This is a genomic window from Cellulomonas shaoxiangyii, from assembly GCF_004798685.1.
Classification (GTDB): domain Bacteria; phylum Actinomycetota; class Actinomycetes; order Actinomycetales; family Cellulomonadaceae; genus Cellulomonas; species Cellulomonas shaoxiangyii.
This window is the reverse complement of record NZ_CP039291.1, coordinates 3,688,598-3,709,531: the sequence shown is the minus strand read 5'-3', so window position 1 is coordinate 3,709,531 and position 20,934 is coordinate 3,688,598. Positions and strand designations below refer to the sequence as shown.

The 20,934-nt window shown below is 76.5% G+C and carries 21 protein-coding genes and 1 riboswitch; of the genes, 12 read left to right on the top strand and 9 right to left on the bottom strand.

Annotated elements, in window-relative coordinates:
* Positions 1–20 precede the first annotated feature (20 nt).
* The 4 genes from E5225_RS16595 (at position 21) to E5225_RS17630 (ending at position 3,688) form a co-directional block, all read left to right on the top strand.
* Positions 21–2,327 (top strand): SpoIIE family protein phosphatase, encoded by a 2,307-nt coding sequence (locus E5225_RS16595; RefSeq protein WP_135973877.1) that lies wholly within the window; start codon positions 21–23, stop codon positions 2,325–2,327.
* Positions 2,324–2,926 carry a 1-acyl-sn-glycerol-3-phosphate acyltransferase gene (locus E5225_RS16590; protein WP_243738275.1) on the top strand — a complete coding sequence of 201 codons (603 nt, stop codon included), beginning with the start codon at positions 2,324–2,326 and terminating at the stop codon, positions 2,924–2,926. The genes E5225_RS16595 and E5225_RS16590 overlap by 4 nt, the downstream gene beginning before the upstream one ends.
* A 154-nt stretch (positions 2,927–3,080) precedes the next feature.
* A complete protein-coding gene (locus tag E5225_RS16585) occupies positions 3,081–3,251 on the top strand; it encodes a CsbD family protein (RefSeq protein ID WP_135973876.1) in 171 nt (56 codons plus the stop codon).
* A 197-nt stretch (positions 3,252–3,448) separates the two neighbouring features.
* Positions 3,449–3,523, top strand: a riboswitch (cyclic di-GMP riboswitch).
* A gap of 18 nt (positions 3,524–3,541) precedes the next feature.
* Positions 3,542–3,688 carry a hypothetical protein gene (locus E5225_RS17630; protein WP_166435979.1) on the top strand — a complete coding sequence of 49 codons (147 nt, stop codon included), beginning with the start codon at positions 3,542–3,544 and terminating at the stop codon, positions 3,686–3,688.
* 165 nt (positions 3,689–3,853) lie between these two features.
* Here E5225_RS17630 and E5225_RS16580 read toward each other — a convergent pair whose 3' ends face one another.
* Entirely contained in the window at positions 3,854–6,490 is a 2,637-nt protein-coding gene (locus tag E5225_RS16580) for a lysylphosphatidylglycerol synthase transmembrane domain-containing protein (protein ID WP_135973875.1), read from the bottom strand.
* A gap of 172 nt (positions 6,491–6,662) precedes the next feature.
* Between E5225_RS16580 and E5225_RS16575 the strand changes: the two genes are divergently transcribed.
* Both E5225_RS16575 and E5225_RS16570 read left to right on the top strand, forming a co-directional pair.
* Positions 6,663–6,875 carry a hypothetical protein gene (locus E5225_RS16575; RefSeq protein ID WP_166435980.1) on the top strand — a complete coding sequence of 71 codons (213 nt, stop codon included), beginning with the start codon at positions 6,663–6,665 and terminating at the stop codon, positions 6,873–6,875.
* 141 nt (positions 6,876–7,016) lie between these two features.
* Positions 7,017–7,604: an HdeD family acid-resistance protein gene (locus tag E5225_RS16570; protein ID WP_135973873.1), complete on the top strand. Its 588-nt coding sequence runs from the start codon at positions 7,017–7,019 to the stop codon at positions 7,602–7,604.
* A 38-nt stretch (positions 7,605–7,642) separates the two neighbouring features.
* On the opposite strand, the gene E5225_RS16565 is transcribed toward E5225_RS16570, so the two are convergent.
* Positions 7,643–8,482, bottom strand: a complete 840-nt coding sequence (locus E5225_RS16565) for a CPBP family intramembrane glutamic endopeptidase (protein WP_166435978.1) — start codon at positions 8,480–8,482, stop codon at positions 7,643–7,645.
* A gap of 184 nt (positions 8,483–8,666) precedes the next feature.
* On the opposite strand from E5225_RS16565, the gene E5225_RS16560 reads away from it, so the two are divergent.
* The 4 genes from E5225_RS16560 to E5225_RS16545 are packed head-to-tail and all read left to right on the top strand — an operon-like array spanning position 8,667 to position 11,435.
* A complete protein-coding gene (locus tag E5225_RS16560) occupies positions 8,667–9,296 on the top strand; it encodes a hypothetical protein (protein ID WP_135973872.1) in 630 nt (209 codons plus the stop codon).
* The gene (locus E5225_RS16555) at positions 9,293–9,598 is read left to right on the top strand and encodes a transcriptional regulator (RefSeq protein ID WP_135973871.1); all 306 of its coding nucleotides are present in this window, start codon (positions 9,293–9,295) and stop codon (positions 9,596–9,598) included. Before E5225_RS16560 ends, E5225_RS16555 begins: the two co-directional genes overlap by 4 nt.
* Positions 9,595–10,626 (top strand): ABC transporter ATP-binding protein, encoded by a 1,032-nt coding sequence (locus tag E5225_RS16550; protein ID WP_135973870.1) that lies wholly within the window; start codon positions 9,595–9,597, stop codon positions 10,624–10,626. Before E5225_RS16555 ends, E5225_RS16550 begins: the two co-directional genes overlap by 4 nt.
* Positions 10,623–11,435: an ABC transporter permease gene (locus E5225_RS16545; RefSeq protein ID WP_135973869.1), complete on the top strand. Its 813-nt coding sequence runs from the start codon at positions 10,623–10,625 to the stop codon at positions 11,433–11,435. Before E5225_RS16550 ends, E5225_RS16545 begins: the two co-directional genes overlap by 4 nt.
* Before the next feature lie 88 nt (positions 11,436–11,523).
* Here E5225_RS16545 and E5225_RS16540 read toward each other — a convergent pair whose 3' ends face one another.
* From E5225_RS16540 to E5225_RS16530, 3 genes are all read right to left on the bottom strand, one after another.
* Positions 11,524–14,028: a heavy metal translocating P-type ATPase gene (locus E5225_RS16540; protein WP_135973888.1), complete on the bottom strand. Its 2,505-nt coding sequence runs from the start codon at positions 14,026–14,028 to the stop codon at positions 11,524–11,526.
* Between the two features lie 89 nt (positions 14,029–14,117).
* Entirely contained in the window at positions 14,118–14,351 is a 234-nt protein-coding gene (locus E5225_RS16535; RefSeq protein ID WP_135973868.1) for a heavy-metal-associated domain-containing protein, read from the bottom strand.
* A gap of 68 nt (positions 14,352–14,419) precedes the next feature.
* Positions 14,420–14,767 carry a metal-sensitive transcriptional regulator gene (locus E5225_RS16530; RefSeq protein ID WP_243738274.1) on the bottom strand — a complete coding sequence of 116 codons (348 nt, stop codon included), beginning with the start codon at positions 14,765–14,767 and terminating at the stop codon, positions 14,420–14,422.
* A 107-nt stretch (positions 14,768–14,874) separates the two neighbouring features.
* On the opposite strand from E5225_RS16530, the gene E5225_RS16525 reads away from it, so the two are divergent.
* Both E5225_RS16525 and E5225_RS16520 read left to right on the top strand, forming a co-directional pair.
* Positions 14,875–15,333 (top strand): RrF2 family transcriptional regulator, encoded by a 459-nt coding sequence (locus E5225_RS16525; protein WP_135973867.1) that lies wholly within the window; start codon positions 14,875–14,877, stop codon positions 15,331–15,333.
* Positions 15,334–15,503: 170 nt separating this feature from the next.
* Positions 15,504–16,457: a sulfite exporter TauE/SafE family protein gene (locus E5225_RS16520; protein WP_135973866.1), complete on the top strand. Its 954-nt coding sequence runs from the start codon at positions 15,504–15,506 to the stop codon at positions 16,455–16,457.
* Between the two features lie 101 nt (positions 16,458–16,558).
* On the opposite strand, the gene hemL is transcribed toward E5225_RS16520, so the two are convergent.
* Genes hemL through hemC form a run of 4 tightly spaced genes read right to left on the bottom strand, consistent with a single transcriptional unit; the run spans position 16,559 to position 20,917 of the window.
* The gene (gene hemL / locus E5225_RS16515) at positions 16,559–17,986 is read right to left on the bottom strand and encodes a glutamate-1-semialdehyde 2,1-aminomutase (RefSeq protein ID WP_135973865.1); all 1,428 of its coding nucleotides are present in this window, start codon (positions 17,984–17,986) and stop codon (positions 16,559–16,561) included.
* Positions 17,986–19,029, bottom strand: a complete 1,044-nt coding sequence (hemB, locus tag E5225_RS16510; protein WP_279536553.1) for a porphobilinogen synthase — start codon at positions 19,027–19,029, stop codon at positions 17,986–17,988. The genes hemL and hemB overlap by 1 nt, the downstream gene beginning before the upstream one ends.
* The gene (locus tag E5225_RS16505) at positions 19,026–19,904 is read right to left on the bottom strand and encodes a uroporphyrinogen-III synthase (protein ID WP_136225519.1); all 879 of its coding nucleotides are present in this window, start codon (positions 19,902–19,904) and stop codon (positions 19,026–19,028) included. Before E5225_RS16505 ends, hemB begins: the two co-directional genes overlap by 4 nt.
* Complete coding sequence (gene hemC, locus E5225_RS16500; protein WP_135975466.1) at positions 19,901–20,917, bottom strand: hydroxymethylbilane synthase; 1,017 nt, start codon at positions 20,915–20,917, stop codon at positions 19,901–19,903. The genes E5225_RS16505 and hemC overlap by 4 nt, the downstream gene beginning before the upstream one ends.
* Between the last annotated feature and the right edge of the window lie 17 nt (positions 20,918–20,934).

The following is a 20,934-nucleotide window of genomic DNA, read 5'->3' as shown; positions in this document are numbered from 1 at the left end:
ACCGCGCAGGACGGAGTCGCATGACCCAGCACGGCAGCGCGACGCCGCGCGTCGGCGGACTCCCTGCGGACGTGCCGGTCGACCTGGACGCCTGCGCGGCGGAGCCGATCCGCGTCCCGGGCTCGGTGCAGCCGCACGGTGTGCTGCTCGCGGTCACGGAGCCCGGGCTCGAGGTGCGGCACGCGTCGCGCACCGTCGAGGGGCTGGTCGGCCGGCCCGCCGAGGACGTCGTCGGGACCGGCCTGGGGTCCGTGCTCGGTCTCGAGGCAGCGGACGCGGTCCGTCACCACGTGCGCACCTTCGGGGACCTGCGGGCGCGCAACCCGCTGAGCGTGGACGTCGCCGGCCCGGCCGGGCCCGTGACGATGGACGCGATCCTGCACCGCGTCGCGGTCGGCACGGGCACGCTGCTGGTGGTCGAGCTGGAGCCGGCGTACGGGCCGCGACCGTTCTCGTTCCCGAACACGTACCAGGCGGTGCGCGGCGCCGTGGAGGAGCTCAACGGCGCGCGCAGCCTCGAGGCGCTGTACGACGTCGCGGCGCGCGAGGTGCGGGCGCTCACCGGGTTCGACCGCGTGATGGTCTACCGCTTCGACGCGGAGTACAACGGCGAGGTCGTCGCGGAGGCGAGGCGGGAGGACCTCAACTCGTTCCTCGGCCTGCACTACCCGGCCTCCGACATCCCGCCGCAGGCGCGCCAGCTCTACGAGACCAACTGGGTCCGGCTCATCGCGGACGTCGGGTACACGCCCTCGCCCGTGGTCCCGCCGCTCGACCCGGCGTCCGGGGAGCCGCTGGACATGACGCACGCCGTGCTGCGCAGCGTCTCGCCCGTGCACATCGAGTACCTGGGCAACATGGGCGTGCGCGCGTCCATGTCGATCTCCCTGCTGCGCGACGGCAGGCTCTGGGGCCTCGTGGCGTGCCACCACTACAGCGGTCCCTACATGCCGCCCTACGGCGTCCGCGCGGCCGCCGAGTTCCTCGGTTCCACGCTGTCGCTGCGGCTGGTCGCGCGCGCCGAGGAGCGCGAGCTCGAGACCGAGCTGGCCGCGCAGGGCGCCCTCGGCCGTGTGCTGCACGCAGCCCGCGACTCCGACCGCGCCCTCGCCGACGCGCTCGCGGCGGGCAGCGGGCTGCTCGACCTGGTCCCGGCGCAGGGCGTCGTGGTCCGCGCGGACGGGCTGGTCGCGACGACCGGCGCGGTCCCCGCGGACGTCGCCCCCCTGCTCGACTGGGTCGCGGGCCGCGACGCCCCGGTGACGGCGTGCACGTCCCTCGCCGAGCAGGCCCCGGAGCTGGCCGCGCGCCTGCCCGGTGTCGCGGGCGTGCTCGCCGTGCAGCTGCCCGACGACCAGTGCGTCGTGTGGCTGCGGCACGAGGTCGTGCAGGACGTGTACTGGGGCGGCGACCCGCACAACGCGAAGATCGCGCGCGAGGAGGACGGGAAGGTGCGGCTCAGCCCGCGCCTGTCGTTCGACCGGTGGCGCGAGGTGGTGCGCGGGCGCAGCGAGGCGTGGGCCGGTGCGCACGTGCGCGCGGTCGAGCAGCTGCGCACGCGCCTGCTCGAGGTGCTGCTGCTGCGCAACCGCTGGCAGATGGCCGCGGCGTACGCGCTCCAGCAGTCGCTGCTCCCGCGTGCGCTGCCGCAGCCGGCCGGCTGGTCGGTGCACGCGCGCTACGAGCCGTCCGCGGGCGGCCGCGTCGGCGGCGACTGGTACGACGCGCTCGAGCTGCCCGACGGGCGGGTCGCCGTCGTGGTCGGGGACGTCGCCGGGCACGGCGTGGGTGCCGCGGCGGCCATGGGCCAGCTGCGCAACGCGCTGCGCGCCTACCTGCTGCGGGGGCAGGCCGTCGAGGAGGCGCTCGCGGACCTCGACGCGCTGGCCCGCCGCACCATGCGGGACGACATGGCGACGCTCGTCGTGGCGGTCGTCGACCCGGCGACGGGCGAGGCGCTGGTCGGCGCGGCGGGCCACCCGCTGCCGCTGCTCGTCGACGGGTCGGGCCGCGCCTCGCTGGCCGACGTCCCGGTGGACCGGCCGATCGGTGTGGGTTCGGGAGCGCCGCGCGCGGCGTCCGTGCAGGTCGAGATGGGAGGAGCGCTCGTGCTCTACAGCGACGGGCTCGTCGACTCGCGGTCGACGTCGTTGGCCGCGGGCATCGAGCGGCTCGTGTCCGCGTTCGGTGCCGGCGCGCGGGGGGAGCGGGTCGACATCGACGACGTCGTCGAGGCGTGCCGCGACGACGACTCGACGGACGACATCACGCTCCTCGTGCTGGCGCGCGAGCAGGTGCTCGTGACCGCCGGGGCGGGGGCCGCGTGAGCGCCCGCGTCCCCGGCGTGCGGGCGGCGCTGGCGCGCGCCTTCTGGCGCGTCAGCCGGTGGCAGCTGCGCACCGAGCGCATCCCCCGGGACGGCACCGGGGTGCTCATCGGTGCGCCGCACACGTCCAACTGGGACTTCGTCCTGATGCTGGCCATCGCGTGGGAGGCCGGCGTGACCTTCCGCTGGCTCGGCAAGCACACCCTGTTCTCCGGCCCGGCGGGGCCCCTCATGCGGGCGCTCGGCGGCATCCCCGTGGACCGCAGCGACCCGGCGGGCCTCGTGGAGGACATCGTGGCGCGCATCCGCGCGGGCGAGCGGTTCTACCTCGTCGTGACGCCCGAGGGGTCGCGGTCGGGGTCGGGGTGGAAGTCGGGCTTCTACCGGATCGCGCGCGCCACGGACCTGCCGGTAACGCTCGGCTACGTCGACCGCACCACGATGACGGCGGGCCTCGGCCCGACGCTGCACCTCACGGGCGACGTGCGCGCGGACATGGACCAGGTCCGCGCGTTCTACGCCGACAAGGCCGGCTTCGCGCCGGCCCGGCGCACCGAGCCGCGCCTGCGGGACGAGGCCGGCCCGGCCGCCGACGCCTGACCCCTCGGCCCGGCGTCCCGGCCCGACTGCTGGCCCGGCTGCCAGGCCCGACTGCCCGGCCCGGCTGCTCCACCCGATCGCCGGTCTGCCCCCGATTGCGGGGGTACCGCACCCGGCATACCGTCGGCGGGACGGAATCGAGAAGGAGGCTGTCATGGGTCTGGACGACAAGATCAAGAACGCGGCCGAGGAGGCCAAGGGCAAGGCCAAGGAGGGCCTGGGCAAGGCCTCCGACGACGAGCACCTCGAGGCCGAGGGCCACAAGGACCAGTCGAAGGCCAACGTCAAGCAGGCCGGCGAGAACGTCAAGGACGCGTTCCGCTGACGCCACACCTTCGCTGACCTGGCAGGTCGCGCGCCCCCGGACCGCTCGTCGGCCGGGGGCGCGTCGGCATCCGCGGGACCTCGGACCCTGGCGGGTGCCGACGCCCGGACGCCGAACGGGTGAAATGAGCGGCTGTCCTGGTCACGTGACCTGGAACACTTCCCCGGGCCATGAGAACGGGCTAATGTCTGACTTGTCAGCGAAAACGGCAAACCCTCCGCAAGGCGGGGACGCAAAGCCACGGGACCCACGCGGTCAGCCGGGCTACCGAACGACGAGAGGCCCACATCATGGATCAGCGTGGATCTGCCGCAGAGCCCTTCGAGGCACGCACCAACTCCCTCCCCGACGCCCGCGTGGCGTCGTGGGCCGCGACGGCCCGCCGCCTGCAGGTGGTCGCGACGCTCCCGGCCCAGCGCGACCGCCTGGCCGCCTGAGCCGCACGGGCTCGGCGTGACGGCACCGCCCGGGCGGTGCCGTCAGCACGAGCACGGCGCGATGCCGTCTGCACCAGCACACCGCACCGAACGCGGCACCGGCCGCACACCGCCGCGCAGGCGTGGACCGAGGCACGACGGTCCGCGACCTGCGCGGACGTGCGTCTAGAGGTCGCCCTTGCTCGACAGGTAGCGCATGGCCGCCCACCCGAACGGGATGCGCAGCCAGTAGGTCAGCAGGCGGAACAGCAGGGCCACCGTGCCGGCGACACCGGCGTTGACGCCCGCGATGGTCGACAGGCCGACCGTGAGCGCCGCCTCGACGGTGCCGATGCCGCCGGGCGTCGGCACCACCGAGCCCGCCGTGTTGCCCGTGAGGTACACGAGCGCGGTCTGCACGAGCCCGACCTCCTGACCGAGCGCGGCGAGCGCCGCCTCGAACGCGAGCACGTACCCCATCGTCATGAGCACGTTGCCGCCGACCGCGAGGGCGAGCCGCCACGGCTGCCCGACGACCTCGATGAGCCGCGGCAGCGTCTGCCGGACGGTCGGCCCGGCGGTGCGGTGCGCCCACGCCCGTACGCCGGGGAAGAGCAGGGCGACGCCGACGGTCGCCGCGACGACAGCGAGCGCGATGAGCATCGCCGGCGACACCGACAGCGTCGAGGGCGAGGGCGAGCTGACGCCGGACGTGACGGTGAGGACCAGCAGCACGAGCAGCGTGGTGATGAACTGGCTCACCTGCACGAGCGCGACGGTCGCCGCCGCGAGGGAGCCGGTGACGCCCTGCCGGGTCAGCATCCGCAGGTTGAGGGCGGCCGGGCCGATGCCGGCGGGCGCGGCGAGCGCCACGAACGTCGCGGCGGTCTGGACGAGCGTCGCCCGCCAGACCGACAGCCGCACGGGCGAGAACGCGACGAACGTCAGCGCGGCACCGAGCAGCGTCACGAGGCCGAGGGCGAACGTGAGCGCGCTGTAGCGCCAGTCGCTGTCGGCGAGCACCTCGCCGATCTGCGCGACGTTGACGTACCCGAGCACGACGAACACCGCCACGATCGTGATGAGGATCGTGAAGATCGTCCGGGCGCCGAACCGCACGAGCTGCTCGGGCTGCACGTCGGCCTCGGGCAGCCGGGCGACGAGCGCCTTGCGCAGGTCAGCGAGCACCTCGCGGTGCGCCCGCATCTCCTCGCGCGTGCGCCGGGGCAGGGTCACGGTCTGCAGCAGTGGCCCGATCGCCTCGATGTCGGCCTCGGGCAGCACGGCCGCGGCGGACTCCACGGCCCGGCGGGCGCCGACGCGCAGGGCGAGCAGCGCGACGATCTGGGTGGTGTCGAGCCGGCGCGCGAGCTCGGACGACGCGACGTCGCCCTGCTCCCACGCGGTGATCCACACGCGCGGGCCGTCGGCGGTGCGCTCGACGAGGACGACGTCGGACGTCAGCGAGCGGTGCGCGATGCCCGCCGTGTGCGCGAGCGCCAGCTCCGCCCAGATCGCGTGCAGCACCTCGTCGTCGACGTCCTCGGGCTCCAGGTCGGAGAGCGGGACGGCGTCGCCGGGGCGCTCCTGCACGAGGAACATCGAGTCGTCCGCCTCGGCGATGCTGAGCAGCTGCGGCGTGCGGACCCCCGCGGCGCTCGCGGCGTACGCGAGCAGCGCGGCGCGCTCGGTGGCCTGGCGCAGCGAGATCGCCGACCGGCCCTCGATGCCCCGCAGCCGCAGGCTCCGCCACAGCCGCGTGAGCATGCCCACGACCTGGCGGTCCCCGTCGAACGCGAGCAGGTCGAGCCGGCGGTCGTCGGCGTCGACGAGCGTGTAGAGGCGGTCGCCCGACGACCGGGCGAGCGCGCACTGCGCCGGCGTGGCCGGGGGCAGCGCCGCGACGGCGTCGGCGGCGCCCGGCCCGCGCTCCGACTCGAGCACGGCGTCGGGCACGCGCACGACGGCGGTGGGGGTGAACCCGGCGCGGCGCACCGCGGCGATCAGCGCGTCGCCGTACGCGCGCTCGGGCGTGACACCCGCGGCGTACCGCACGGCGAGCCCCGCGACCCGCCCGATCAGCAGGGCGAGGGCGACACCCGGCAGGGAGGCGCCGGCGGTGATGAGGACGACGCCGATCGTCACCCAGAGCAGGTTCCACGACCACGCGACCGTGCGTCGGCGGTTGCGCGGACCGCTCACGGTGAGCAGCGCGGCGAGCATGGCGACGTAGCCGGGCAGCGTCAGGCGCCAGTCGCCGCCGAGCCGCACCGACAGCCCCCCGACGAGGTCCTCGGAGCCGATCGAGACCAGCGCCCAGTGCAGCGCCGCGGTCAGGGCGGTCGCGCCGGCGGCGGCCACCAGGCCCTCGATGAGCTGGCGGCCGAGGCGGCGCAGCGCGAGCTCGGTGAGCACGGCGATGGGCACGACGACGGTCGTGAAGCCCTCGAGGAAGGACACGGGGACGAACAGGATGCGGCGCAGCAGCACCGCGAAGCCCTGCACGTCCTGCGCGACGCCCGTCGTGGTGTTCTGCGCGTACGTGGCCATGACGACGACCAGCACGGCGAGCACGGAGAAGAGCACGAGGCCCAGCAGGTCGCTCGGGTGGTGCACGCGCGCACGCGGCACGTCGACCACGTCGACCGGGGGCCGGACCTCGCGGACGCCGGAGGTGGAGGCGGTTGCCGACGGCGTGGCGGTGGCGGACGGGGCGGCGGACGGGGTGCGGGGCGCGGCGTCGTGCTCGTCGGCGGGCCGCCCCGGGCCGTCCTGCTGCGAGCCGACGGCGCCTTCCGGCGCGGGCGTCGGCGGTGTGGACATGATGGCGAGTCTAGGCAGCGGCCCGCGTGGGCATCGTCCGCCTCGCGGCGCAGTTGCCGTGCCGCGTCCTCCACCCAGGGGGTCAACGTCTGTTGACGAACATCGCCCGTGTGGGTCAACATGTGTTGACGCAATCGACGGGGGAGAGCACGTGACCGAGGAGGGGACCGACATGGCGGCACTGGTGCGCGGGGCGGAGGACGACGATCCGTTGGGCGCGCTGCTCGCGCTGTCCCGGCTGCGTCGCGAGGTGGAGCGTCGCGAGGCGGTCGCCGTGCGGCGGGCGCGCACGGCGGGCGTCCCGTGGGTCGCGATCGCAGCCATGCTCGGCGTGAGCAAGCAGGCGGTGCACCGCAAGTACGGCGGCCGGTTCGGACGCGCCTGACCGGCGCCGCGGTGCCCGGCGCGACCCGCGGGGGCGGTGGCCCCCGCTCGACGGGTGCCGTGACCCCGCCCGCGCTAGCGTGCCCGGCAGGGGAGCCGTCGCCGTGGCCGTCGGGCCGCCCGGCACCCGCCGGGAGGTGCCATGGTCGACGACGTCGCGCGTGAGGTGAGGCGCACGCTGCGCAAGCTCTGGTGGCTGCCCGTGCTGCGCGGGGTGGTGCTCATCGTCCTCGGCCTGCTGCTCATGGCGCAGCCCGAGGCCACGCTGGGCGCGATCGTCTGGCTGTTCGGCATCTTCGCCGTGGTCGACGGTGTCGTCGCGGTCGTGCAGGGCCTCGCCAACCGGGGCGTGCCGGGGTGGGGCTGGTGGGTCGCGCAGGGCCTCGCCGGCATCGTGGTCGGTGCCATCGTGATCCTGTGGCAGGAGCCGACCGTGCGCGTGCTCTTCTTCCTGCTCGCCGCCTGGCTGCTCGTGCTCGGCGTCATCTGGATCATCGCCGCGGCCGCGCTGTCGCGCACGCGTGACCCGGGCTGGTTCTGGATGCTCGCGTCCGGGCTGGTCAGCACGCTGTTCGCGCTGCTGCTCGTCGCCCGGCCGCAGGAGACCATCGGCGTGTTCGCCGTGCTGCTGGGGCTGTTCGCGTTCGTCGCCGGCGCGCTCGCGGTCGTGAGCGGCTTCGCCGTCCGGGCGGCCCTGCGCGACCTGGAGCAGGCCACGCGCGCGCTCTGAGGAGCCCGCCGGGACGCGCCGCCCCGTCCGCGCCGCCGTCAGCCGACGCCGATCGCCTCCAGCCACGCGTCCGGCAGCAGCGCGTAGCCGACGAACGCGACGACGTCGAGCGCGGTGTGCGCGACGACGAGGGGCATGACGCGCCGTCGTCGCCGGTAGTACTCCGCGAACACCAGCCCCATGACGACGTTGCCGACGAACGGCCCCCAGCCCTGGTACAGGTGGTACGAGCCGCGCAGCAGCGCGCTCGCGACGATGATCGCCGGCGTGCTCCACCGCAGGTCGCGCAGCCGCTCCATGAGGTAGCCGACGGCGACGACCTCCTCGAGCAGGGCGTTCTGCAGCGCGGCCAGCACCAGCACGGGGACGGTCCACCAGGCCGCGTTCAGCGCCGCCGCCTGCACCTCCACCGTGATGCCGAGCGCGCGGCCGGCCACGTACAGCCCCAGGCCGGGGATGCCGATGACGGCCGCGAGCCCGAGGCCCACGCCGAGGTCGCGCCACGGGCGGGCGCCGTCGAGCCCGATGCGCCGCACCGCCGAGCGCCCGTTCGCGGACAGCAGGTACAGCGCGAGAGCGACCGGCAGCAGCGCGAAGCCGATCGAGAGCAGCTGGTAGGTCAGGTCGAGGTACGGGCGCGGCGAGCGGCTCGGGTTCAGCGTGGTCGTCTGCTCGGCGAGCGGCGGGCCGGCCGTCAGCCTCGCGACCAGGTCGACGACCGCGTACACGGCGGACCGGCCGAGCGAGAGCCCGAGGACGATCCAGATCTCCGCGCCGATGCGCCGCCGCGTCGCGCGCTCGCCGGGCGGGGGAGCGGACGCCACCCCCGCGGGCTCCGTGCGGGCGGGGGGTGCCGTCGCGTCCGCGGGCTCGTCCACCTCGGCAGGGTACGACGCGCCGCGCCGGCCCACCCGCAGCGCGCCCCGGCCCGCCCACCGCACCCCGGTCCACCCGACCCACCCCTTGACGCCACCCCTGCCGCCGCGACAAAGTAGTTTGCAACGCAAAGTCGTCGCCGGCCGCAACCCGCCGGCGACGAGCACCGGACGACGAGGGGCCGACATGGACACGCACGACGAGGACGACGCACCGCTCGACCCGGCCGAGGGCCTGGCGATCGTCGCGGCGCAGCGCCGGCGCGTGCAGGACGCGGACGTCGACGACCGGGTGCTCTTCGGCACGTGGGGCGCCCTGTGGCTCGTCGGCTACGCGGTCCAGTGGTGGTCCGCCGAGCGCTCGCCCACCGGGACGTCCACCGCCCCCGCGGGCGCGGTGTTCGGCGTGCTCATGGTCGTCGGCCTCGTCGTCACCCTCACGCACGTCGGCCGCCGCTCGCGCGGCATGCGGGGCGTGAGCCGGTCCGTCGGCGCGATGATCGGCATGACCTGGTTCACCGGCTTCATGGCGCAGGCGCTGATCGTGGCCGGTGTCGTCGCGGCCGGTGCGAGCCCCGAGCTGATCGCGGTCGTCGCCAACGGCATCGCGTGCCTCGTCGTCGGCCTGCTCTACATGGCGTGCGGCGCGATGTGGCAGGTCCGGCCCATGTACGTGCTGGGCGTGTGGATCATCGCGGCGGCCGCCGCGGCGAGCCTCGTGGGGACGCCGGGCGGGTACCTCGTCATGTCGCTCGCCGGTGGCGGCGGCATGCTCCTGGGCGCGGTCGTCGCCCACGTGGCGCGGCAGCGGGCATGACCGACGCCGAGCTCGACCCCGTCATCCACTCGGCGTCCCGCCTGCGGGTCGTCGCCACCCTCGCCGCGCTCGAACGCGGCGACCGCATCGCCTTCCCGCGGCTGCAGAGCCTGCTCGACATGACCGCGGGCAACCTCTCCACGCACCTGCGCCGCCTCGAGGAGGCCGGCTACGTGGAGCAGACCAAGACGCACCACGGCCGCACGCCCGCGACGTACGTCGCGCTCACCCGCGCCGGACGTGCCGCGTTCGAGCGCTACACCGTGACCCTCACCGAGCTGCTCAAGGGAGCACAACCATGACCACCACGGCCGGCGGCGCACGCGGCGCCACCCCCACCGGCGCGAGCGCGCCGCCCGTCCTCGTCGACCGCGTGACGCGCCGGTTCGGCGACGTCACGGCCCTCGACGACGTGAGCCTGCGCGTCGACGCCGGCGAGATCGTCGGGCTGCTCGGCCCGAACGGTGCCGGGAAGACGACGCTGCTGTCGCTGCTGTCCGGGCTGCGGCGGCCCGATGCGGGCACCGTCCGGCTGTTCGGCGGCGACCCCCGCGACCCCGCGTCCCGCACGCGGCTCGGCACGACCCCGCAGGAGACGGGGCTGCCGGAGACGCTCCGGGTGGGCGAGGTCGTCGACTTCGTCGCCGGGCACTACGCGACCCCGATGCCGCGGGCCGAGGTGCTCGCCCGGTTCGGGCTCGAGGACCTCGCGGGGCGGCAGACCGGTGGGCTGTCCGGGGGGCAGCGTCGCCGGCTCGCGGTCGCGCTGTCGCTCGTCGGGCGCCCGCGGCTCGTGCTGCTCGACGAGCCCACGACCGGCCTCGACGTCGAGGCGCGGCACGTGCTCTGGGAGTCGCTGCGGGACTACCACCGCGACGGCGCCACGGTCATCGTGACCAGCCACTACCTCGAGGAGATCGAGGCGCTCGCCGAGCGTGTCGTCGTGGTGGGCGGGGGCCGCGTGCTCGCCGACGACCGCATCGACCGGGTGCTCGACCTCGTCGCGCTGCGCCGGGTCACGCTCACGCTGCCCGGGGACGCGACGCACGCCAGGGCCGCGCTCGCGGCCCTGCCCGGCGTGCACGACGTCGTCGACGCCGTGCCGGCGTCGGGCGGCACGCGGCTCACGCTGCTCGCGGCCGACGCCGACGCGGCCGTGCGCGCCCTCGTCGCGTCCGGGCTCGCCTTCCACGCGCTCGAGGTGCGCGGCGCGTCCCTCGAGGAGGCGTTCCTCGCCCTCACCGCCCGCGGCGCGACCGGCGCCCCTGCGTCAGCTCCCACCACGTCCGTCCCCACCACGTCCGTCCCCACCACGGAGGTGCCCCGATGAGCACGACCGTTCCCGCCACCGCCACCGCGGCCGACCCCGGCCCGCGTGCCGCGCTGCGCCCGCCCCTCGCCGTCGCGTGGCTGCACGCGCGCTACCAGTTCGTCGAGACGCTGCGCGTGCCCATCGCGGTGCTCGGCAACATGCTCTTCCCCGGCCTCGCGCTGCTCTTCTTCGTCATCCCGCAGCGCGTGGTGGCGGACGACCCGGTCGCGGCGACCGCGGCCGTGGGCCAGCTCGCGGTGTTCGCGATCATGTCCGCGTGCCTGTTCACGCACGGGGCGGGCGTCGCGGAGGACCGCGCCCTGCCGTTCGACGGGTACCTGCGGACCCTGCCGGCGCGGCCGGGCCCGCGGCTCGCCGGGCGGGTGCTGAACGGGCTGGCGTGGGCGTACCTGTCGCTGATCCCGCTCGTGCTCATCGGCACCGTCCTCACGGCCGCGACGCTCACGTGGACGCAGGCGCTCGGCGCCGTCCTCATGGTCGTGGCGGTCGCCGTGCCGTTCACGCTGCTCGGCCTCACGATCGGCTACTCGATGTCGACCAAGGCGGCGCTCGCGGTCACGCAGTGCACGCTGTTCCCCCTGGGGTTCGCCGGTGGCCTGTTCCTGCCGCCGCAGATGTTCCCCGGCTGGCTCGACGGCATCTCCCGCCTGCTGCCGTCGCGCGCGGCGCGCGACCTGGTCGTCCAGGTGACGACCGGCGCCGAGGCGCCCGGCCTGGCCGCACCCGTGCTGCTCGCGTGGACGGTCGCGTTCGCCGCCCTGGCCGTGTGGGCCGTCCGCCGCGACGAGGGCCGCCGCTTCCACTGACGCGGAACGCACGACGCACCGTGGGTGCCCGTTCCCGACCCGGGAGGGGCACCCACGGTGCGCACGGCCGCCGACGCGGTCCGCCGCGTCAGCGGAAGCGGCGCAGGCGGAGGCTGTTCGTCACCACCAGGACCGACGAGAACGCCATCGCCGCGCCCGCGATCATCGGGTTGAGCAGGCCCAGCGCCGCCAGCGGGATCGCCGCGACGTTGTACGCGAACGCCCAGAACAGGTTCTGCCGGATCACGCGCAGCGTCCGCCGCGCGAGCCGGACCGCCTGGGGCGCCGCCGCCAGGTCGCCGCGGACGAGGGTCAGGTCCGCCGCCTCGATCGCGACGTCCGTGCCCGTGCCCATGGCCAGGCCCAGGTCGGCCGTCGCGAGCGCCGCCGCGTCGTTGACGCCGTCGCCGACCATCGCGACGCGCGCGCCCTGCGCCTGCAGCCGCTCCACGACCGCGACCTTCTGGTCGGGGAGCACCTGCGCGATCACGTCGTCCGCGGGGATGCCCACCTCGCGGGCCGCCGCCAGCGCGGCACCCCGGTTGTCGCCCGTGAGCAGCACGGGCCGCAGCCCGAGGGCCCGCAGGTCGCGCACCGCCTCGGCGGAGGTGGGCCGCACGGGGTCGCGCAGCACGAGCACGCCGCGCGCCGCGCCGTCCCAGGCGGCGACGACGGCGGTGGCACCGTCGGCCTCCGCGGCGGCGACGGCGTCCGTGGCCGCCGAGGTGTCGACGCCCTGCTCGCCGAGCCAGCCGAGCCGGCCGACCAGCACGCGCCGCGCGAGGCCGACGCCGGAGTGCGCCGCCCGGACCAGGCCGACGACGCCACCGCCGGCCGCGGCGCGGAAGTCGCGGACCTCGTCGGCGCCGATCGCGACGCCGTCGGCGCCGACCCCGACCCCGGACGCGGGGACGGCGGCCTCCGCGGCCTCCGCGACCGCGCGGGCGATCGGGTGCTCGGCACGCGCCTCGACGGCGCCCGCCAGGCGCAGCACCTCGTCCCGGTCCGCGCCCGCGACGGGCAGCACGTCCACGAGCGACATGCGGCCGGCGGTCACCGTGCCGGTCTTGTCGAGCACGACGGTGTCGACCGCGCGCGTCTCCTCGAGGATCTCCGGGCCCTTGATGAGGATGCCGAGCTGCGCGCCGCGCCCCGTGCCGACCAGCAGCGCGGTCGGCGTGGCGAGGCCGAGCGCGCAGGGGCACGCGATGATCAGCACGGCGACGGCGGCGGTGAAGGCGGCCTGCAGGCCGCCGCCGGTGGCCAGCCACACGCCGAACGTGCCGAGCGCGATGACGATCACCACGGGCACGAACACGGCTGACACGCGGTCCGCGAGCCGCTGCACGGGCGCCTTGCCGGTCTGCGCGCGGGACACGAGCCGGCCGATCTGGGCCAGCCGCGTCTGCTCGCCCACGCGCGTCGCGCGCACCACGAGGTGGCCGGACGCGTTGACGGTCGCGCCGGTGACCTCGTCACCCGGGCCGACGTCGACGGGCACGGGCTCACCCGTGAGCAGCGACGTGTCGACGGCGCTGCTGCCCTCGACGACGACGCCGTCCGTGGCGACCTTCTCGCCCGGCCGCACGGCGAACAGGTCGTCCACGGCCAGGCGGGAGACCGGGACGCGCTCCTCGCGCCGGCGCCCGTCGGGGCCGGTCACGAGCAGGCCGACGTCCTTCGCGCCGAGGTCGAGCAGCGCCCGCAGGGCGTCGCCCGCGCGGCGGCGGGACCGGTGCTCGGCGTAGCGGCCGGCCAGCAGGAACGTCGTGACGACGGCCGCGACCTCGAAGTACAGCTCGGGCATCCCGGGGGTGTGCCCCGCCGCCTGCGCGGGCAGGAGCGTCGGCTGCATGCGCATGCCCAGCACCCCGGCGCCGCCGAGCAGGAGCGCCCACAGCGACCAGGCGGTCGCCGCGACGACGCCGATCGAGACGAGCGTGTCCATCGTCGACGCGCGGTGGCGCGCCGCGCGCGCCGCGGCCTTGTGGAACGGCCACGCCGCCCACGTCACCACGGGCAGCGCGAGGGCCGCGACGACCCACTGCCAGCCCCGGAACTGCGTCGCCGGGACCATGCTCAGCACGACCACGGGCACCGTGAGGACGGCCGCCACGCGCAGGCGGCGGCGCAGGTCCGTGCCGCGGGCGTCGACCGGGGCCGACGTGTCGTCGGCGGAGAACCCGTCGATGCCGCCGTGGTCGTGGGCGCCGCGGCGGTGCCCCTCGCCGGCCCCGTGGCCGGCGTGCTCGGCGGGGTCGGGGTGCGTGCCGTGGTGCACCGGCGCGGCTCCCGGGCCGGCCGGGGCGCCCTGGGCGACGGCGGGCACGGTGGAGGTGCCGGTCGCGGCGTCGGTGGAGGGGCCGGTGTCGGCGTCGCCCGGGACCGTGCCCGTGCCGCCGGTCCGGCGGGCGTCGTACCCGGCCGACCGGACGGCGGCGACGAGGGCGTCGACGGTGGGGGCGGGCGCGTCGGGGCCCGGGTCGGACAGCTCGACGTGCGCGCTCTCCAGCGCGAGGTTGACGGTGGCGCTCGCGCCGGGCACGCGGTTCAGCTTCTTCTCCACGCGCGCGACGCACGACGCGCACGTCATGCCCTCGACGGCCAGGTCGACCGTCGCGACGGGCGCCCCGAGGGCGTGCCCGACCGCCGCGTCCTGCGGACCGCCCGTGCGTGCGGCGCTCACAGCAGCGACCGGGTCGGTGTCACCGCGTACCCGGCCTCCTCGACGGCGGCGGACACCGTCGCGGTGTCCAGCGGCGCGTCGGACGTGACGGTGACGGGCGACGAGCCGCCGGCGACGAGCTCCACCTGCACGTCCGTGACGCCGGGCAGCGCGGTCAGCTCGGACGTGACGGCGTGCACGCAGTGGCCGCACGTCATGCCGTCGACGCGGAACGTGGTGGTCTGGCTCATGGGTCTCTCCTTCGACGGTGCCGCGGCGTGCTGCCGCGCGGCGTGGGCTGGGGCGTGCGGGGGTGGGGTCAGCTGCGGACGAGGCGGGCGATGGCGTCGGACGCCTCACGCACCTTCGCGGCACCGGCCTCGGGCGACTGGCGGGCGGCGTCGACGACGCAGTGCCCGAGGTGGTCCTCGACGAGGCCGATGCTCACCGCCTGCAGCGCCTTGGTGACGGCGGCGATCTGCGTCAGGACGTCGATGCAGTACGTGTCCTCGTCGACCATGCGGGCGATGCCGCGGACCTGGCCCTCGATGCGGCGCAGGCGCTTGAGGTAGTCGTCCTTGGCGGGCGCGTAGCCGTGCGGCGGGGCGGGGGCGTTCCCTTCGCCCGGGCCGTGCAGCGGCTCCACCGCGGTGGTCGTCTCGTCCATGCCCACCCCAACACGGTACCCCCCGGGGGTATTCCGTTCGGGGGGACCTCGGTCCCGCGGCCACGTCGGTGTCCCGGATGGTGGGACGCGTCGGCGATGATCGACGCATGCGGGTCTCGGCGAAGGCGGACTATGCGGTGCGGGCGTGCGCGGAGCTGGCGACCCGGCCGGCGGAGGAGTCCGTGCCCACGGACGCGCTCGCCGCGGGCCAGGACATCCCGACGAGCTTCCTCGAGCGCATCCTGGGCGACCTGCGCCGCGGTGGGGTCGTGACGAGCGTGCGCGGACGCGCGGGCGGCTACCGGCTCGCGCGGCCGGCGGCCGAGATCACGCTCGCCGACGTCATCCGCGCGGTCGACGGCCCGCTCGTGACGGTGCGCGACGTCCGCCCGCCCGAGCTCGCCTACGAGGGGTCGGCGAGGTCCCTGCTGGAGGTGTGGGTCGCGCTGCGCGCGTCGGTCCGCGACGTGCTCGACGTCGTGACCCTCGCCGACCTGGTCGCCGGCGACCTGCCCGAGGCGGTGCACGCCCTGGCCGCGCGCGAGGACGCCTGGCACAACCCGTGACGGCGGCGGCGGGCGCGTCCGCCTGACGGAACGCCCGTCCAGCATGCGGATGGGCCTTGAAAGGCGAGCATCCTGGTCGGAATTATCGGTGTGCCCGCAACGGCGCCCCGGCGCCGCTCCGACCCCCGTCCGACGCCTCCGCGCCGGCCGCCCGCCCGAGGTGGTTCCCTGTGCCCTCCCTCGTCCTCCTCGCCCTCGTGGGCCTCGCCGCCCAGCTCGTGGACGGCGCGCTCGGCATGGCGTACGGCGTCACGTCGACCACGCTGCTGCTCGCGATCGGCACCAACCCGGCCGCCGCCTCCGCGACGGTGCACCTCGCCGAGATCGGCACGACGCTCGCGTCCGGCGTCTCGCACTGGCGCTTCGGCAACGTCGACTGGAAAGTCGTCCTCAGGGTCGGCGTGCCCGGTGCGATCGGCGCGTTCGCGGGCGCGACGTTCCTGTCGAACCTCTCGACCGAGTCGGCCGGGCCGATCATGTCGTTCCTCCTGCTGGCGCTCGGCATCTACCTGCTGGTGCGCTTCACGTTCGCGGGCCTGCGCACCGACCGGCAGGGGCTGCCGCTGCGCAAGCGGTTCCTCACGCCGCTCGGCCTCGTCGCCGGGTTCGTCGACGCGACGGGCGGCGGTGGCTGGGGGCCCGTGGGCACGCCCGCGCTGCTCGCGTCCGGGCGGCTCGAGCCGCGCAAGGTCGTCGGCTCGATCGACACGTCGGAGTTCCTCGTCGCGCTCGCGGCGAGCCTCGGCTTCCTGTTCGCGCTCGGCTCGCAGGACATCGACGTCACCTGGGTGCTGGCGCTCCTCATCGGTGGCGTCATCGCCGCACCGGCCGCCGCCTGGCTCGTCCGGCGCGTGCCGGGCCGCGTGCTCGGCTCGGCCGTCGGCGGCGTCATCGTCCTGACGAACACCCGCACGATCATCCGGTCCGACTGGGTGGGGTGGAAGGGCACGCCGCAGGAGGGGCTGACGCTCGCGGTCCTCGCCCTGGTCTGGGTCGCCGCCGTCGTGTGGTCGGTGCGCGCGTACCGGGCCGACCTGGCGGCCGGCCGCGCCGACGTCGCCGGCCACGGCCCGGCCGACGAGGCACCGGCCGACCGCACGCCCGTCGCCGGTCCCACCGCCTGACCCGTCCCCGCACGCCACGACGCCCCCACCGGTCACCGGTGGGGGCGTCGTCGTACGCCCGGGACCCCGCAGGCGAGGCCGCCGGCGGCGCCGGCGGGCGGTCAGGCGGGCGGTCGGGCCTCCGCCGCCGCGCGGGCGGCCGCGGGGAGGGCCTCGACGACCCGGCCGAGCGCCGCCTCGTCGTGCGCGGCCGAGACGAACCACGCCTCGAACGCCGACGGCGGCGCGTACACGCCGGCGTCGAGCAGCGCGTGGAAGAACGGCGCGTAGCGCCAGTGCTCGCTCGCCTGCACGGCGGCGTAGTCACGGGCGCCCTCGGCGGCCGCCTGCTCCCCGAACACGATGCTGAACAGGTTGCCCGCCCACTGCAGCGCGTGCGGCACGCCGGCCTCGACCAGCGCACCCGCCACGGCGCGGCGCAGGTACGTCGACGCGGCGTCGACGTGCGCGTACGCGTCGGCGTCGGCGAGGCGGAGCGTCGCGAGGCCCGCGGCCGTGGCGACCGGGTTCCCGGACAGCGTGCCCGCCTGGTAGACGGGACCGAGCGGCGCGAGCAGGTCCATCACGTCCGCGCGCCCGGCGACCGCGGCGACGGGCAGCCCGCCCCCGACGACCTTGCCGAACATCAGCAGGTCGGGGGCCCACCCCTCGACGCTGCCCTCGAGCCCCCACCAGCCGCCGGGGCCGACGCGGAACCCCGTGAGCACCTCGTCCTGCACCAGCAGCGCGCCGTGCTCGGCGGTGATGCGGCGCAGGCCGGCGTTGAAGCCGGGCAGCGGCGGGACGACACCCATGTTGGCGGGCGCCGCCTCGGTGATCACGGCCGCGATGGTGTCGCCGTGCTCCGCGAACGCCGCCTCGACGGCGTCGAGGTCGTTGTACGGCAGGACGATCGTCTCGGCGGCGGTCGCGGCGGTGACGCCGGCGGACCCGGGCAGCGCGAGCGTCGCGACGCCCGAGCCGGCGGACGCCAGCAGGCCGTCGACGTGCCCGTGGTAGCAGCCGGCGAACTTGATCACCGTGTCGCGGCCGGTCGCGCCGCGGGCCAGCCGCACGGCGGTCATCGCGGCCTCCGTGCCGGTCGAGACCAGGCGCACGCGCTCGGCCGCGGGCACGCGGCGGCGGATCTCGTCGACGAGCTCGACCTCGGTCGTCGTCGGGGCGCCGAAGCCGAGGCCGCGCGCGGCCGCCTCCTGCACGGCGGCGACGACCTCGGGGCGCGCGTGCCCCAGCAGCGCCGGGCCCCACGACATGACGAGGTCGACGTACTCGCGCCCGTCCACGTCCGTGAGGTACGGGCCGGACGCCGACGCGATGAACCGCGGCGTGCCGCCGACCGAGCCGAACGCGCGCACGGGGGAGTTCACGCCGCCGGGGATCACCGCCTGCGCGTGGGCGAACGCGTCGTCGCTCGTCGCGTCCCAGCCGTCGGCCGGTGCGTCGGCCGGGCCGTCCGCGGGGACCGCGTCGTGCGGCGCCGGGTGGTCGTCCGGCTCGTCGGTCGCGGGCTCGTGCTCGAGCTGCGTCATCACCGCTCCTCCGCCAGCCAGCCGGCCAGCTCCGTCGCCCAGTAGGTCAGCACGGCATCGGCACCCGCACGCGTGATGCTGAGCACGGACTCCGTGATCGCACCCCGACGAGTGATCCACCCGTGCGCCGCGGCGGCCTCGATCATCGCGTACTCGCCGGACACCTGGTACGCCCACACGGGCACCGTGGACGTCGCGGCGACGTCGGCCAGCACGTCCAGGTACGACATCGCCGGCTTCACCATCACGACGTCGGCGCCCTCGTCCACGTCGATGGCGACCTCGCGCAGCGCCTCGCGCCGGTTCGCCGCGTCCATCTGGTACGTGCGGCGGTCGCCCGCCAGCTGCGACTCCACGGCCTCGCGGAACGGCCCGTAGAACGCCGACGCGTACTTCGCGGCGTACGCGAGCACCGACACGTCGGTGTGGCCGGCGCCGTCGAGGGCGTCGCGGACGACCGCGGTCTGGCCGTCCATCATCCCGCTGAGCCCGACGAGGTGGGCGCCCGCGTCCGCCTGGGCCACGGCCATGCGCGCGTAGCGGTCGAGCGTCGCGTCGTTGTCGACCACCCCCGACGGCGTCAGCACGCCGCAGTGGCCGTGGTCGGTGAACTCGTCGAGGCACAGGTCGGCCTGCACGACGAGCGCGTCGCCGACCTCCGCCACGACGTCCGCGATCGCGACGTTGAGGATGCCGCCGGGATCGGTGGCCTGCGAGCCGACGGCGTCGCGGACCTCGGGGACGCCGAACAGCATGATGCCGCCGACGCCCGCCTCGGCCGCGGCGGCCGCCGCCCGGCGCAGCGAGTCGCGCGTGTGCTGCTCGACGCCGGGCATCGACGTGATGGGCCGCGGCTGCGCGAGGCCCTCGCGCACGAAGGCGGGCAGGACCAGGTCCGCCGGGTGCAGGCGGGTCTGCGCGACCAGGCGGCGCATGGCGGGGGTGCGGCGCAGGCGGCGGGGGCGGTGGCGGCCCGCGGTGTAGCCGCCGGCGGCGGTGGGGTCCTCGCCGCCGGGGGTGGTCGGTGCGGTGGGGGTGGTCACGGGGTGTCCTCCGTGGGGGTGGGGGTGGACGGGCCGACGACGCCGGCGAGGGCGGCGACGAGCCCGAGGAGGGTCTGCTCGGCGGCCACCGCGTCGACCCGCAGGCCCAGGCGCCGGGCCTCGGCCGCGGTGCTCGGCCCGATGACGGCGACGCGCGTGCCGGCCGGCGGGGGCCCGAGGTGCTCGACGAGCGCGCGGACCGTGCTCGCGGACGTCAGCAGGACCGCGTCGACCTCGCCGGCCGCCCACGCGCGGGCGACCTCCGGCTCGGGCGGGCCCGCCGGGACGGTGCGGTAGACGACCGGGTCGTCGACCGACCAGCCGGCGGCGGTGAGCCCGTCGGCGAGCGTGGGCGCGGCGAGGTCGCCGCGGGGGAACAGCACGCGCGCGGCGGCCTCGGTGTCGCCGGGCGCCGCCGTCGTGGTCGGTGCGGCGGGCCAGGCGGCGACGAGGTCGACCGCCGTGGACCGGACGGGCGGCACGACGTCGACACGCACGCCGACGGCCTCCAGCGCGCGCCGGGTGCCCGGGCCGACCGCCGCCACGCGGGCGCCGCCGCGCGCGACGACCGCGGCGAGGCCGTCGTCCGTCGCGCCGGCGCGGTCCGCGAGCACGGCCACGCCCGCCTGGCTGGTCAGCGCGAGCCAGGCGTACCAGCCGGCGCCGAGCGCGAGCAGGGCGTCGTCGAGGGCGGTCGTGTCCTCGACCGGCACCGTCCGCACGAGGGGGACGACGACCGGCTCCGCGCCGGCGGCCCGCAGCGCGATCGCGGCGGGGCTGGGCGCCGTCGCGCCGGGCGCGTCGAGCGGCGGACGGGGGACGAGGACGCGCAGGCCGGCGAGCGCGCCCGCGGGGCCGGGGGTGCCGGTCGTCACCGGGTGGCGCCCAGCGGGGCGAGGTCGCCGGCGCCGGCCGTGAGCAGCTCGTCGGCGAGCGCGCGGCCGAGCGCCCGGGCGTCGTCGTCGCTCGCCACGAGGCCGCGCGTGCGCCGGCGCAGGGAGCCCGTGCCGTCGACCGCGGTGACGTTGGCGTCGAGGCTGAGGGTGCCGTCCGCGGCCAGCTCGCCCCACGCGCCCACCGGAGCGGCGCAGCCCGCCTCCAGCCGGGCCAGGACGGCGCGCTCGGCGACCACGGCGCGCCGCGTCGCGACGTCGTCGAGCGCGCGCAGCGCCTGCGCGAGCGGTGCCTCGCCGTCGGCGTCGGCGGTGCGGACCTCGACCGCGAGCGCCCCCTGCCCGGGGGCGGGCAGCAGGACGTCGGGGGCGAACAGCTCGGTGGCCGCGTCGAGGCGGCCGAGCCGGGCGAGCCCCGCGGCGGCAAGGACGACGGCGTCGAGGTCACCGACCGGCGACCCCCCGGGGGGTGCGACCGGCGTGGCGGTCGGGGCCGGCGCCGCGCCCGCGACGGGGACGGACCCGCGCACGCGGCGCAGGCGGGTGTCGACGTTGCCGCGGATGTCGACGACCTCGAGGTCGGGGCGCCGCGCGCGCAGCTGCGCGGCCCGGCGGGGGGAGCCCGTGCCGACCCGCGCGCCGAGGGGCAGCGCCGCGAGCGTGAGGCCGTCCCGCGCGCACAGGGCGTCGCGCGGGTCCTGCCGCACGGGCATCGCGGCGACGGTCAGGCCCTCGGCGTCGCCCGTCGGCAGGTCCTTGAGGGAGTGCACGGCGACGTCGCAGCGGCCGTCGAGCAGGGCGTCCCGCAGCGCGGTGACGAACACCCCGGTGCCACCGAGGGACGCGAGCGACGTCGAGACGCGGTCGCCCTCGGTGCGCACGCGGACCGTCTCGACCGTGACGTCCGCGAGTGCGGCGAGCGCGTCGGCGACGTGCCCGGTCTGGGTGAGGGCGAGCGCGCTCGCACGGGTACCGACACGGACCTGCTGGGGCATGCGTCCAGTCTCGTCCT